Source organism: Mesorhizobium sp. B2-3-11 (assembly GCF_006442215.1).
Taxonomy (GTDB): Bacteria; Pseudomonadota; Alphaproteobacteria; order Rhizobiales; family Rhizobiaceae; genus Mesorhizobium; species Mesorhizobium salmacidum.
Genome location: NZ_VFVS01000003.1, coordinates 123,728 through 136,193, shown reverse-complemented (window position 1 = coordinate 136,193; position 12,466 = coordinate 123,728). Strand labels below are relative to the sequence as shown.

General features: G+C 63.5%; 13 protein-coding genes and 1 pseudogene. 8 read left to right on the top strand and 6 right to left on the bottom strand.

Going from position 1 to position 12,466, the window contains the following annotated elements; translation table 11 throughout:
- Window positions 1-31: 31 nt before the first annotated feature.
- The 3 genes and pseudogenes from FJ960_RS06075 to FJ960_RS06065 form a co-directional block, all read right to left on the bottom strand.
- Window positions 32-1,120, bottom strand: coding sequence for a hypothetical protein (locus FJ960_RS06075; RefSeq protein WP_027143401.1), 1,089 nt, complete (start codon window positions 1,118-1,120; stop codon window positions 32-34).
- A gap of 317 nt (window positions 1,121-1,437) precedes the next feature.
- Window positions 1,438-1,825: pseudogene (locus FJ960_RS06070) on the bottom strand (cytochrome c family protein).
- Between the two features lie 130 nt (window positions 1,826-1,955).
- Window positions 1,956-2,567 (bottom strand): thymidine kinase, encoded by a 612-nt coding sequence (locus FJ960_RS06065; protein WP_140712510.1) that lies wholly within the window; start codon window positions 2,565-2,567, stop codon window positions 1,956-1,958.
- Between the two features lie 262 nt (window positions 2,568-2,829).
- On the opposite strand from FJ960_RS06065, the gene FJ960_RS06060 reads away from it, so the two are divergent.
- The 4 genes from FJ960_RS06060 to FJ960_RS06045 all read left to right on the top strand — a co-directional run bounded on the left by FJ960_RS06060 (window position 2,830) and on the right by FJ960_RS06045 (window position 6,270).
- Window positions 2,830-3,765 carry a choline ABC transporter substrate-binding protein gene (locus FJ960_RS06060; RefSeq protein ID WP_140504874.1) on the top strand — a complete coding sequence of 312 codons (936 nt, stop codon included), beginning with the start codon at window positions 2,830-2,832 and terminating at the stop codon, window positions 3,763-3,765.
- A gap of 134 nt (window positions 3,766-3,899) precedes the next feature.
- On the top strand, window positions 3,900-4,754 hold the full coding sequence (gene choW / locus FJ960_RS06055) for a choline ABC transporter permease subunit (RefSeq protein WP_027143397.1): 855 nt from the start codon (window positions 3,900-3,902) through the stop codon (window positions 4,752-4,754).
- On the top strand, window positions 4,751-5,932 hold the full coding sequence (gene choV, locus FJ960_RS06050; RefSeq protein ID WP_027143396.1) for a choline ABC transporter ATP-binding protein: 1,182 nt from the start codon (window positions 4,751-4,753) through the stop codon (window positions 5,930-5,932). Before choW ends, choV begins: the two co-directional genes overlap by 4 nt.
- A gap of 59 nt (window positions 5,933-5,991) precedes the next feature.
- Window positions 5,992-6,270: a hypothetical protein gene (locus tag FJ960_RS06045; protein ID WP_140712508.1), complete on the top strand. Its 279-nt coding sequence runs from the start codon at window positions 5,992-5,994 to the stop codon at window positions 6,268-6,270.
- Window positions 6,271-6,293: 23 nt separating this feature from the next.
- On the opposite strand, the gene FJ960_RS06040 is transcribed toward FJ960_RS06045, so the two are convergent.
- The gene (locus tag FJ960_RS06040) at window positions 6,294-7,703 is read right to left on the bottom strand and encodes an ATP-binding protein (protein WP_140504878.1); all 1,410 of its coding nucleotides are present in this window, start codon (window positions 7,701-7,703) and stop codon (window positions 6,294-6,296) included.
- Window positions 7,700-8,416: a response regulator transcription factor gene (locus FJ960_RS06035; RefSeq protein WP_140712506.1), complete on the bottom strand. Its 717-nt coding sequence runs from the start codon at window positions 8,414-8,416 to the stop codon at window positions 7,700-7,702. The genes FJ960_RS06040 and FJ960_RS06035 overlap by 4 nt, the downstream gene beginning before the upstream one ends.
- Window positions 8,417-8,697: 281 nt before the next feature.
- Between FJ960_RS06035 and FJ960_RS06030 the strand changes: the two genes are divergently transcribed.
- From FJ960_RS06030 to clpS, 4 genes are all read left to right on the top strand, one after another.
- On the top strand, window positions 8,698-8,997 hold the full coding sequence (locus FJ960_RS06030; RefSeq protein ID WP_015316050.1) for a hypothetical protein: 300 nt from the start codon (window positions 8,698-8,700) through the stop codon (window positions 8,995-8,997).
- Between the two features lie 38 nt (window positions 8,998-9,035).
- A complete protein-coding gene (locus tag FJ960_RS06025) occupies window positions 9,036-9,329 on the top strand; it encodes a hypothetical protein (protein WP_140712504.1) in 294 nt (97 codons plus the stop codon).
- Window positions 9,330-9,492: 163 nt separating this feature from the next.
- The gene (locus FJ960_RS06020) at window positions 9,493-9,807 is read left to right on the top strand and encodes a hypothetical protein (protein WP_027143391.1); all 315 of its coding nucleotides are present in this window, start codon (window positions 9,493-9,495) and stop codon (window positions 9,805-9,807) included.
- Window positions 9,808-9,936: 129 nt separating this feature from the next.
- Window positions 9,937-10,242, top strand: coding sequence for an ATP-dependent Clp protease adapter ClpS (gene clpS, locus FJ960_RS06015; RefSeq protein ID WP_027143390.1), 306 nt, complete (start codon window positions 9,937-9,939; stop codon window positions 10,240-10,242).
- A 130-nt stretch (window positions 10,243-10,372) separates the two neighbouring features.
- Here the strand turns inward: clpS and FJ960_RS06010 are convergent, their stop codons facing one another.
- Window positions 10,373-12,445 carry a hypothetical protein gene (locus tag FJ960_RS06010; protein WP_140712502.1) on the bottom strand — a complete coding sequence of 691 codons (2,073 nt, stop codon included), beginning with the start codon at window positions 12,443-12,445 and terminating at the stop codon, window positions 10,373-10,375.
- Between the last annotated feature and the right edge of the window lie 21 nt (window positions 12,446-12,466).

Here is a 12,466-nt window from a genome sequence, read left to right as displayed (position 1 = left end):
CCTGCGATTGTCGCACCGGTGCGCGCGGCAATTATGACTGCACGTAGTTGGCCGAATTGTGCTTCTTCAGCACCTCGTCGAAGCGGCGGGCGAAGGCATCGTCGGCCAGCTTCTTGCGGCGCTGGATGTCGGCGCTGGCCACCATGTTCTTCTCGTGCATCTCCAAGAGGTCGCCGATGTGCTTCTGCGAGGCTGCGCCAATGCCGGCCATGGTTTCCTCGGCCGTGTTGTCGACCTGGCTGCCCAGCGTGTTGATCTTGTGGGCGACGTCCTGCTGCGCGGCGGTCTTCAGTGAATCCTCCAGCGCCTTGTAGAGCACGATGCGCTGCTCGGTATCGATGGTCAGTTTGTTGATCAGCGTCGACTGCGCGGCGATCTGGTTGTTGAGCGAATCGACGAAGGTCTGGAACATCGAGGTGTAGCGCTCCAGCGTCTGGCTTTCGGCCAGCAGCTCCTGCTCCTTGGCCTGCTTTTCATTGTATTCGGTGGCGAGCTTGGAACGTTCGCCCTCGAGCTGCGTGCGGTCTTTCTGGCTGGTCGAGGCGGCGATCTTGTTTTCGATGTCGAGCAGCATCGGATTGAGCTCCTCGATGCGCTTCTGCACGGCTTCGAGGTTCGTCATCGTGGTCTTGCGGCGCTCGATAACCTGCGACAGGCTGGCTTCGGAGGTCTTGTAGCGCTGGTCGAGAACTTCCTTCTGCGCCTTCAATATGCCGACGATGGTGTCGGACTTGGCCAGCAGTTCCTGCAGATTGCCGGCGAGCGACATGTTGCGCACGCGGTCGGTGCGCATGCGCTGCTTGCGCTGCGCCGAAAAGACGCCGACGAAGTTTTCCCAGCCGGTATAGTTTTTCATGCTCTCGAACTCGGCGCCGAAGACATTGGTGGCGTCCTCGAGGCCGATGATCAGGTCGGCGATGTTGCCTTCCATCACCTTCTGCTGCTTCAGCACATCCTCGATGCGGGCGTTCTCGATGTCGAAATTGGCGTCGCCGATCTTCTTGTCGGCGGTTGCGAGTGTGTCGAGCACGGTGCCGGATTGCTCGATCTTGGTGCGCATATCCTGGACGACCTGCTTGGTCTTGGCAATTTCGGCATCGAAATTCTGCAATGTCGCCATAGGGGCCTCCCGCTTCGGCTTCCGCTCGCTGGTTGCGAACAGCGGCGAATATATGTGGGGTATCAGGGGATTGAAAGACGTGAAAACAGTGCGCTGCGCGAAACAAATATTCGGCCGAACCCTTGAAAGGCAATGGAGCCGTGGTCATGGCGTGATCAACTGGTCGGCCAAGCCTGGTTCAGCTGATTTTGAACTTTCATGTCGGCAAAGCAATCAGTCCACGCCGAAGCGGATGGCTCCGAAACTTGACAACAACTGACCCTTGCAGCCCCACAGGCCAGCGCAAGCCGGTCCGTCCCACTCCCGAGGGCGTCTGTTCAGGGCTTGGGATCAGCCTTCAGATAGGCAATGACGTTGGCGATGTCGTCGTCATTGCTCAGGCCGCTGAAGGCCATCCTGTTGCCGGGCACCTTCAGCTTGGGCGATTTGAGGTATTCGGCAAGATTTGCCTCGTCCCAGACGAGACCGGCAGCACCCGCGCTCTTCATTGCCTCCGAATAATGGCCGAGGAAGCTTTCGGCGGTTCCCGCCGTGCGACCGACGACGCCCATAAGATGTGGGCCGACCTTGCCGCGGTCGGTGGCCGCCTCATGGCAGGCCACGCACCGGTTGAAAACATGTTTGCCCAGCACAGGATCGCCCCCGGCCGGGGGCAACGGAAATGGCCAGGAGAAGAAGGCTGGCGGACAAGACGGCTCGAAGCATGGCTGACCCCGGGGAGTTCTGGCTGAGACGGGAAATAGGGCGCTGACCTTAACAAAGGCACCATTTGAATGGCGCGGCTGCAAGAGATGGCAGCCGGCTGCCCGATGCCGGCGTCCGGCGGGCCTTCGTTTCAGCCGCTGACAAAGCCGATGAAGTCGTCGGGTGCCGCGCGGCCCATTTCCTCTTCCCAATGGCGGCGGCAGAGCGAGACATAGACATCCTTGCCGATCGCCACCTGTTCGCCCTGCCGGGCCACCTTGCCGTCGGGACCGAGGCGCACGACCATCGTGGCCTTGCGGCCGCAACGGCAGATGGTGCGCACCTCGCGCAGATCGTCGGCGATGGCCAGCAGCGCGCGCGAGCCGGGAAACAGCTTGCCCTGGAAATCGGTGCGCAGGCCGTAGCACATGACGGGGATGTTGAGCCGGTCGGCGATGCGGGCAAGCTGCCAGACCTGTTCTTCCTCCAGGAACTGCGCCTCATCGACGAAGATGCAATGCACCGCCGTGTGCTGGTGATGCTCGGCGACGCGGGCGAACAGGTCGTCGCCATCGCGAAACATCTCGGCTTCCGCCTCCAGCCCGATGCGCGACGAAATCAGGCCGGTGTCGCCCATGCGGTAGTGACCGGCGACGAACAGCATCGTCGTCATGCCGCGTTCGCGGTAATTGTACGATGCCTGCAACAGCATGGTCGTCTTGCCGGCATTCATCGTCGCGTAGTGGAAGTAAAGCTTGGCCATGCCGCCCTTTTAAGCCGACTTCCCGCCACGCGGGGAGAGGCCGCGGCCGCATTCCCCTGAAAAAGCAGCCACTGCCGAGGCAGATTGCGCTTGGGCCTGGCACGGAAAGCGTCAGCGGTGTCGCTGATTGGCCAGCCAGCGCCGTTGATCGTGATTGTCTTAGTGCTTGAAACCACTTCAGAATGGTGTTTGGCTGACGAAACAAGGCGGGCACAAAGACCGAAACTTCGCTTCGCCAAAGAATCGAAATGGGAGAATACAGATGTCGCGTATGAATTCCTTCGTCGCCGGCCTAGGCTTGGCGGCTTTCCTGTCCACGGGTGCTGCCTTCGCCGGCGATCCGGCAAGCTGCAAGGCGGTTCGCCTCTCCGACGTCGGCTGGACCGACATCCAGGCTACCACCGGGCTGGCCTCCGTGCTGCTTACCGCGCTCGGCTACGAGCCGCAGGTGATCCAGCTCTCGGTTCCGGTGACCTATGCGTCGCTGAAGAACAAGGACCTCGATGTCTTCCTCGGCAACTGGATGCCGTCGATGACCAACGACATCAAGGATTACACGGCCGACGGTTCGGTCGAGACCGTCAGCCAGAACCTGGCCGGAGCCGGTTACGGCATCGTCGTGCCGACCTATGTCGCGGATGCCGGCGTCAAGTCGCTGACCGATCTCGGCAAGTTCAAGGACAAGTTCAACGGCAAGATCTACGGCATCGAGGCCGGCAATGACGGCAATCGCATCATCCTCGACATGATCAAGAACCCGAAGGACAATCTCGACGGGTTCGAACTGGTCGAATCCTCGGAGGCCGGCATGCTGACGCAGGCCGAGCAGTCGATGAAGAACAATGAGTGGATCGCCTTCCTCGGCTGGACGCCGCATCCTGTGATGGGCGCCATGAAGATCACCTATCTCGATGGCATGGGCGACAGCGGTTTTGGCGCGGCCACCGTCTCGACCAATGTGCGCAAGGGCTACATGACCGAGTGCCCGAATGTCGGAAAGTTCATCGCCAACCTGAAATTCAATCTGGATATGGAAGGCCAGATGATGGACGCGATCCTGAAGGGCAGCGATGCAAACACGGTGGCAACCGACTGGCTGAAGAAAAATCCGGATGCGGTCAAGCCCTGGATCGCCGGCGTGACCACCTTCGACGGCGGCGACGCGGCGGCGGCGGTCAAGACCGCGCTCGGGAGCTGAGCCGACTTTGATTTCGGCGTGACCGAAACAGAGGGCAGCCATTGTGGAAAGGCTGCCCTTTTTCGTATCCTGTGACAAGATGACGTTGCGACAATACGGGGCCGAAGGCAGAGCTCTGGCAAACGAGGGGTGAGATGGATCCGATTTCCAAATTCATGGTCGATCACAAGATCCCGATCGGCGCCTGGGGAAAGGCGTTCTTCGGCTTCCTCACCGACAATTTCGACACCGTGTTCAGGGCCTTCTCGAACGGCCTCAATTTCCTGCTCGACGGGCTGGTCGACATCCTGCTGATGGTACCGCCGGTGCTGCTCGCTTTGGTGATCGCCGTCATTGCCTGGCTGCTGCAGCGCTCGCGGCCGCTCGCCATCGCGGTTTTCCTCGGCCTGATCTTCATCATCAACCAGAACCTCTGGAAGCAGACGGTGCAGACGCTGGTGCTGGTGGTCGCGGCCGCTGCGGCGGCGATGGCCATCGGCGTGCCGCTCGGCATCTGGGCGGCGCACAAGCCGAAGGTCTATCGCATCATGCTGCCGGTGCTCGATTTGATGCAGACGCTGCCGACCTTCGTCTACCTGATCCCGGTGCTGACGCTGTTCGGCCTCGGCAACGCGCCCGGCCTTATCGTCACCATCATCTTCGTCATCCCGACCGCGGTCAGGCTCACCCATCTCGGCGTCGTCTCGGTGCCGAAATCGATCATCGAGGCCGGCGAGGCCTTCGGCGCCACCAAGAGCCAGCTGTTGTGGAAGGTCGAGCTGCCCTCGGCGCTGCCCACCATCATGGCGGGCCTGACACAGTCGATCATGCTGTCACTGTCGATGGTGGTGTTCGCCGCCCTGATCGGCGCCGGCGGTCTCGGCACGGAGATCAACCGGGCGCTCGGTTCGCGCCGCATCGACCTTGGCCTTGAGGCCGGTCTTGCCATCGTCGTGCTCGCCATCGTGCTCGACCGGATGACCCGCATTGGCGTTGGAGGCAAGAAATGACCGTCGCCGTCGATTTCAGGAATGTCGATATCGTCTTCGGCGCCGACCAGGCCGGTTCGCTGGCGATGATCGACAAGGGTGCTACCCGGGCCGAGATACTCGAGAAGACCGGCAATGTGCTCGGCTGCGCCGGAGCCAGCCTGACCGTGCATGAAGGCGAGATTTCCGTCCTCATGGGCCTGTCCGGTTCGGGCAAGTCGACGCTGCTTCGGGCGGTCAACCGGCTCAACGTGGTGTCGCGCGGCCAGGTGCTGGTCAAGGACGGCGACCGCACGGTCGATGTCGTCACTTGCGATGAGCCGACCTTGCGGCGGCTGCGGCAGAAGCAGGTGGCGATGGTTTTCCAGCAGTTCGGCCTGTTGCCGTGGCGCACGGTGGAGGAGAATGTCGGCCTCGGCCTCGAACTCGCTGGCGTGCCGGATGCCGAGCGCAAGGAGCGGGTGCACAGGCAGCTCAAGCTGGTCAACCTCGACCAATGGTCGAACAAATACGCGCATGAGCTCTCGGGCGGCATGCAGCAGCGCGTCGGCCTGGCGCGCGCCTTCGCCACCGAGGCGCCTATCCTGTTGATGGACGAGCCGTTCTCGGCCCTCGATCCGCTGATCCGCACCAAGCTGCAGGATGAACTTCTGCAGCTGCAGGCGGAGCTGAAGAAGACCATCATCTTCGTCAGCCACGACCTCGAGGAGGCACTGAAGATCGGCAGCCACATCACCATCATGGAGGGCGGCCGTATCGTCCAGACGGGCGCGCCGGAAGACATCGTGCTGCGCCCCGCCAACGATTATGTCCGCGACTTCATCGCCAATGTGAACCCGCTCTCGGTGCTCACCGCCTGGAACGTCATGCGCGACCGTCGCGACCTCGAGCATGGCGACAATGGCTGGGTGTGGCTCGACCGGCGCAAGACGACGCGTTTCAAGATCGACGAGCACGGGCTGGTGGCGGCGGCCGAGCGCGACGGCAAGCCGGCAGTATGGGTGTCCTGCGCCGATGTCGAGGGCCAGCCCGAGGAGCTGGCGCAGGTGTTCTGGGCCAATCCCGGCACGTCGCTGAAGACCGTGATGCTGGCCATGCACCGGTCGCAGACGGCACCGGTAGCGCTGTTCGACGATCAGTCCCGCTTCGTCGGTGCCATCGGCATTCGCGACGTGCTGAGCGCGGTGCTGCGGCGGTAGGCCGGCAACGTCAACCGAAAGGCTTTCGGGTCGCGTCGGGAGGCGCCTTGAAACGGATATTGAACTGGCTGTCGACGGCGCGCGCGGCGCAAGCGGCGCTCGGCTTGCTGATCGTGATCGCGATCCGGTCGATACTGGAGTTCTTCCGTGTCGGAAGCGCAAGCGGCGGGCCGATTGACGGCGCACAGCTCTTCTATGTCGAAGGGGCACTTGCCGCGTCGATCGCGGCGCTGGCCGTTCTCGTTCTGCATGCGTTCGGGCGGCATCGCTGGGCAACAATGCTCGCGGCGGCGGTCATCATCGCGCTGTTGGCCTGGAAGATCATCGCGACAAGTTGACGTTCGATGCGGCCTGATCAGTCTCAAACCGCCAGCGGCAGGCGCAGCTCCGTCAGCAGGCCGCCGTCAGGATGGTTGGACAGGCGGACTTCGCCGCCCGCGGCACGCGCGATGTTGCGGGCGATGGTCAGCCCGAGCCCGAGGCCGCCGGTCTGGCGGTTGCGGGACTGTTCGAGGCGCACGAAGGAGCCGAACACGGCGTCGATCTGGGCCTGGGGTATGCCCGGCCCTTCGTCGCGGATGGCGAGCGTGATCGTGCCGTCGGAGCGGCGCAGGCTGAGATGCGCCTTCTTGCCATAGGTGACGGCGTTCTGTACCAGATTGGTGACGCAGCGCTTCAGCGCCACCGGTCGCGCCATGCAGATCAGGCCGCGTGAGCGGGTGTCGTCATTGTCGAACGAGACGTCCGGATAGGCATCGGCGATCGATTCCACGAGCGACCAGAAGTCGATGCGTTCGCTCTTTTCCTCGTTCACCTCGAAGGTGGCGAAGTCGATCACCGAACTGGCGATGCTCTCGACATCGGCGAGATCATGCGCCAGCGCCTCGCGAACCGCCGATTTGCGCAACAGTTCCAGGCGCAGCCGCATGCGCGTCATCGGCGTGCGCAGATCATGCGCGAGTGCGGCGGCAAGATGTTCACGGTCCTCGACATATTCGCGCAGCCTGGTCTGCATGGCGTTGATCGCCCTGGCGGCAGCACGCACCTCACGGCTGCCGCTTTCGGCGATCGGCGGGCTCTTCAGGTCCTTGCCGATCCGGTTGACGGCGGTTTCCATCATCCGGTAGGGCGCGGTCAGCCGGCGCAGCGACCAGATCGACATGATCACCACCAGCCCCGCGATCAGCGCATAGAGCGGCAGACTGTCGACGCTCAGGATCGGGCCGACGGGGGTGATCGGTTCGGTGAAGTTCAGCCATTGGCCGTCGGCGAAGCGCAGCGAGGCCGTCAGCTTGTCGCTCTGGGCGAAATTGGCGGCCAGCACCAGAAGGTCCCGCTCGACCTGGCCGATGTCGGGCGCCGGCGCCGCGCCGTTGGCATCGTCGGCTTCGCGCGTCGCCGGATCGCGGCGCACGCGCGCGTCGGTGATGCCGAACTTCGACAGCCGGCCGACGAGGATGTCCTCGAGCTCGGCCAGTTCATCGTCGCCGGCGATCGAGGAGGTGACGGCGGGCGTGTCCGAGACGGTGAGCGCGTATGTCGAGTTGAACAGGCCTGCGGCGGTCGCCTTGCGCTCCTCCGGCGAGGCGCCACTCATCAACTGTACGAGCGAGAAGGCGCGGTCGTTGAGACGGTAGAGGTCGACCACGTCATTGGCGGCGGCGCGGTCGCGCGACACGATGTAAAGCGTCGCGACCTGGCTGATCAGCAGGCCGGCAATGACGATCAGCAGCACCCAGACAGGCAAGGTCTGCGGCAGGAAACGTCTCATTCGGAGGTCGTCTCGGGCAGGAACTGGTAGCCGCCGCTGCGCACGGTGAGGATCAGTTTGGGCGTCTTGGGATCATCTTCCATCTTGCGCCGCAACCGGCTGACCAGGATGTCGATGCTACGGTCGAAGGAATAGTCGCTGTCGCCGCCGGATAGTTCGATGAGCTGGTCGCGGGTCAGCACGCGCTGAGCGCTCTTGACGAAGGTCTGCAAGAGGTTGAACTCGGCCATGGTCAGTTCGACCCTGACGTCGTCGGGCGCGGTCAGCCGGCGGCGCGAACAATCCATGGTCCAGCCGGCGAAACGGTAAATCTGCTTTGTGGTGGCGCGCTTCGGCTCGGCGGCGCCGTTGCGCCGCAGCACGGCGCGGATGCGCGCCAGCAACTCGCGCGGGTCGAAGGGCTTGGGCACATAGTCGTCGGCGCCCATCTCGAGGCCGACGACACGGTCCGTTGTCTCGGTGACGGCGGTCAGCATGATGATAGGCGTCGTATACTGGGCGCGCAGGTCGCGGCACAGCTCCAGCCCGCTCCTGCCGGGCAGCATCACGTCGAGCACGATGAGATCCACCTGGCAACGGCGCAGGACGGCCTCCATCTCGGCGCCGTCGGCGGCAACCGAGGTGTGCAGGCCCCGCTTCTGGAAGAACTCCTGAAGCAGGTCGCGGATGCCCTTGTCGTCGTCGACGATCAGTATGTGTGTCTCGGATTTCACAGGTGCGCTGTCCCGGTTGCCGGCCAAGCCATGATTGGCTGGTGAGCCACACGATAGAATTCGGGCCATATGTTGGCCAGTACCTTGCTTTTCAAGGGAGAATTAATTCCGCCTTCCCCACATGGAAAGCGACGGTCAGCTTGGCGTGGCCTGGCCAGACACAATCCAGAAACAAAATTCTACAATCGGGAAAAACTCCTGAAAAAGTAGGCCGGCATAACGGTGCCGTGGCGGTCAGGTCATCGGCTGCGACGCTAGTCTCCGGGTTTACGGATAAACCAATGCCAAGATTGTCGATCAGTTTGTTGGGAGTTCTGCTGGGCCTTGGCCTGCTCACTGCCGCTGTCGACCAATCGGATGCAAAGGCGCCGCTCACCCGGAGCGAACGGTGCGCCAATCTCAGCCACCAATTTGATGAAGCCCTCGAAACCCATGCCACGGCAACGCAGGTCACCGCGGCAAAGGCACTTCAGAGAAAGGGCAACCGGTACTGCGCCGCCAAGAAACAGGCGCAGGGCATCCGGATGCTCGCCAATGCTTTGAAGCTGCTTGGAGTGACACCGAACGACCCGGTCCAGTGACACTCAAAAACGACCCGCAGAAAAAAGGAAATGAAGCCATGAACAAGTCCATCCTGTCCGCCCTTGGTCTCGCCGTCGCTCTCGCCTTCTCGATGCCGGTTCTGGGCAACGCAGCCGCCACCACGACCGCTGCCCCGGCTGCCGCCACCACGACCACCGCTCCGGCTGCTGCCGCGATGACCACCGCTCCGGCCAAGGCTGCTCCGAAGAAGGTCGCCAAGAAGACCGTCTGCAAGGTGACCAAGAAGCACAAGTGCCCGGTCAAGAAGGCTCCCGCGATGGCTGCTCCCGCGAAGGCGGCCCCTGCGAAGGCTGCTCCCAAGAAGCCCTGATCAGCTTCGAGGTTAGTTCAACCAAGGCCGCCCCAGCCGCAAACCGGCTGGGGCGGCCTTCTGCCAAGGGCACGGTCGATAAGCTGAACACCCGGCGGCTTCCAGCCACGCATCTCGATCGTGCTTAACCCGTTTGCAATGCCGGCCCTGTAGGACAATCCGCATGAAGAAGCGGCTTTCGTCCATTTTTCGCTCCATGGTGATCGGCGGCCTGGTTGCCACCGGCGTCGCCAGAGTGCTGATTCTGCTCACCGCCAGCCCCGTGCCGGACCCTGCAAGCGGGCGCACCGAGCCTTCGCTGTTCGCGCCGGCGATTTCCAGCAACTGGGATTACATCACGCCCGTGCAGGCGTGGCTTTTGATCGTGCTCGCCGGCGTGACGCTGATCTGCGTTGCCGGATGGCCGATCGCGGCATGGCTGGAACGCCGGGCGGATGCCGACGCAAGTCGCCGGATCTTCGGCCGTCAGGGCCGTTGAACCGCGACAGACCATTTCCCACATGATCGTGAAGGACCGGGCGTGCCCGCCGACGGTCCGCAAATGGACGGTCGCTGCCACCCGTGGCAAAATGCGGGCTCAAGTTTGATCGCGAAACAGTCGGTTCGAATGCCTGAAATCACCACAAAACCGCGCGTCAAGGTGAAGCCGCAGACAGAGCGGCCGAAGCTCTACAAGGTCATCCTCATCAATGACGATTTCACCCCGCGCGAATTCGTGGTGACGGTGCTGAAGGGCGAGTTCAAGCTCAGTGAGGACCAGGCGCACCGGGTCATGATCACCGCGCACCAGCGCGGCGTCTGCGTGGTCGCGGTCTTCACCAGGGATGTCGCCGAGACCAAGGCGACACGGGCCACCGACGCCGGCAAGGCCAAGGGCTATCCGCTGTTGTTCACGACGGAACCGGAGGAGTGAGGAGCGGTCGCCCGGAGGGCGATTAGTCGACAACGATTTGTCGACTAAAGCGACGAACGCCCGGAGCCATAGCGGAGGGCAGGAGCAGGGCGCTTTTTCCTTCTCCCACAAGGAAGGGAACAGCGCCCCGCTACCGTCCCTCGCGGTACCACATCGAGCCCATTGCCAGAAGCAGCAGGCCGAGGCCGAGGAAGCCGCCGAACAGCGGTACGCGCGACACGGCCTTCAGGACGCTGTCGTCGGTGGTGCGCAGGCCGATCCAGTCGCTGCCCGACGCTTCGCCGGCCGAACGCACCGGTACGATGGAAGGCAGCGTCACGTCGCTGGCCGTGGACGGGGCCAGCCGGCGCACGCTGCCGCCGGTGGCTTCCGCCGGCGCCTTCAGCCGCTCCTTCGTGGAGACGACGTCGGCGAATTCCGGCGCGTTGACCGGTCCGACATGGGCGAGCGCGGTAAGATCGCCATTGGCAACCTGGAAGAGGCCGATCTCGCTGGTCTGGACGCTGCCGAGGAAGACGCCGGGTTCGGATTTGTCGAGCTTTACGGCGAGTGTCTTGCCGGACGGGGTGATGATCTGCGCCGGGCCGGGATCGTCGGCCATCGTCTGGCGGCGGATCTCCAGCACCATGCCGCGCCCCTCGGCGGTCAGCCGTTCTTCCTCGAGCTCGGGCTCCTTCATCAGCCAGTGGGCAATGCGCCGGTAGAGCTGGACATGCGGACCGCCGCCCTCGAAGCCGCGCGCCCACAGCCAGCCCTGATCGGACAGAAGCATGCCGACGCGGCCTTCGCCCTTGCGGTCGAGCAGCAGCAGCGGCCGGTTGTCGGCACCTTTCATCACCACTTCGCCTTGCGGGTTCTGCACGCCGATGGTGCGGAACCAGCGGCTCCAGTGCGGTGGCTCGGTGGCCGAACCCTCGAGGCCGCGCGTCACCGGATGACGCTGGCCGAGTTCGGTCAGGCGCGGGTAGAACGCCTTGTCGACCACTTCGCCCGTCGGCATGGCCGGCAGGGCCGACATCAGCGGCGTGCGCGCGATCGAAGCCTCGCCGGCATATTCGGGGCCGGCGGCGATCAGCAGCGCGCCGCCCTTTTCGACATACTCGGAGATGTAATCGTAATAGAGGATCGGCAGCACGTCGCGGTGCTGGTAGCGGTCGAAGATGATGAGGTCGAAATCCTTGATCTTCTCGACGAACAGCTCGCGGGTGGGGAAGGCGATCAGCGACAATTCATTGATCGGCGTGCCGTCCTGCTTCTCCGGCGGCCGCAGGATGGTGAAATGGACGAGATCGACCGAGGCGTCGGATTTCAGCAGATTGCGCCACGTGCGCTCGCCCGCATGCGGTTCACCCGATACGAGCAGCACGCGCAGGTTTTCGCGGATGCCGTCGACCAGCGCGATGGCGCGGTTGTTGGCATCGGTCAGTTCGCCCGGTTCGCGGTCGATGGCGAGTTCGATGATGTTGCGGCCGGCACTCGGGATGGTCACCTGCAGCGGCATGGTCTGGCCGACGGTGGCATGCTCGACCGAAACCTGCTCGCCGTTGACGGAGACGCGGACATCGACCGGCCCGGTTTCGTTTTCGGTCGAGATAACGCGGTATGTCATGTCAAGCGGCTTGCCGACAAGGCCGAAACGCGGCGCGTTCTCGAAACGTATGCGGCGGTCCTTCTCATGCTCGTTGCCGGTGATGAGGGCATGCAGCGGGGCGTTGAAATCGGGCGTGCCCGAAGGCGTGTCATGCACCTCGCCGTCAGTGATCATGATGGCGCCACCGATACGCGAGGGCGGCACGTCGCGGAAGGCGCCTTCCAGCGCGCCGAACAGCCGCGTTTCGGTGCGCTCCTCGGCGGCGTCGGACTTGCCGGCCTCGACGACGCGGACATCGAACTGCTTGAAGCGGCCAAGACGCTGCTGCAGCCCGGCCACGGCCTCGTCGGTCTGTTTGGTGCGGTCGCCAATGTCCTGGCTCTGGCTACGGTCGACGATCAGCGCGACGACGCTCTTTAGTGGCTCGCGCTCCTCATTGAGGAACACCGGGTTGAAGAGGGCGGCGGCGAGCGCCAGCAGGGCGACGAAGCGCAGGACCGCGCCGCGCTGGCGAAACCCAAGGCCGACAAGCGCGAGGAACGCCAAGGGCACCAGCACAAGGGCCAACAGCGGCCAGGACAAAAGCGGTTCGAAGGAGATCGACCAGTTCATGCCTTATCCTCCCGCATCAGG

What these genes read in the sequence shown, in the direction of transcription:
- FJ960_RS06020 (WP_027143391.1), top strand. Translation starts at nt 9,493, where the DNA reads ATGAAGAAGCGGCTTTCGTCCATTTTTCGCTCCATGGTGATCGGCGGC.
- FJ960_RS06065 (WP_140712510.1), bottom strand. Translation starts at nt 2,567, where the DNA reads ATGGCCAAGCTTTACTTCCACTACGCGACGATGAATGCCGGCAAGACG.
- clpS (WP_027143390.1), top strand. Translation starts at nt 9,937, where the DNA reads ATGCCTGAAATCACCACAAAACCGCGCGTCAAGGTGAAGCCGCAGACA.
- FJ960_RS06075 (WP_027143401.1), bottom strand. Translation starts at nt 1,120, where the DNA reads ATGGCGACATTGCAGAATTTCGATGCCGAAATTGCCAAGACCAAGCAG.
- FJ960_RS06030 (WP_015316050.1), top strand. Translation starts at nt 8,698, where the DNA reads ATGCCAAGATTGTCGATCAGTTTGTTGGGAGTTCTGCTGGGCCTTGGC.
- FJ960_RS06060 (WP_140504874.1), top strand. Translation starts at nt 2,830, where the DNA reads ATGTCGCGTATGAATTCCTTCGTCGCCGGCCTAGGCTTGGCGGCTTTC.
- choW (WP_027143397.1), top strand. Translation starts at nt 3,900, where the DNA reads ATGGATCCGATTTCCAAATTCATGGTCGATCACAAGATCCCGATCGGC.
- FJ960_RS06010 (WP_140712502.1), bottom strand. Translation starts at nt 12,445, where the DNA reads ATGAACTGGTCGATCTCCTTCGAACCGCTTTTGTCCTGGCCGCTGTTG.
- FJ960_RS06040 (WP_140504878.1), bottom strand. Translation starts at nt 7,703, where the DNA reads ATGAGACGTTTCCTGCCGCAGACCTTGCCTGTCTGGGTGCTGCTGATC.
- FJ960_RS06025 (WP_140712504.1), top strand. Translation starts at nt 9,036, where the DNA reads ATGAACAAGTCCATCCTGTCCGCCCTTGGTCTCGCCGTCGCTCTCGCC.
- choV (WP_027143396.1), top strand. Translation starts at nt 4,751, where the DNA reads ATGACCGTCGCCGTCGATTTCAGGAATGTCGATATCGTCTTCGGCGCC.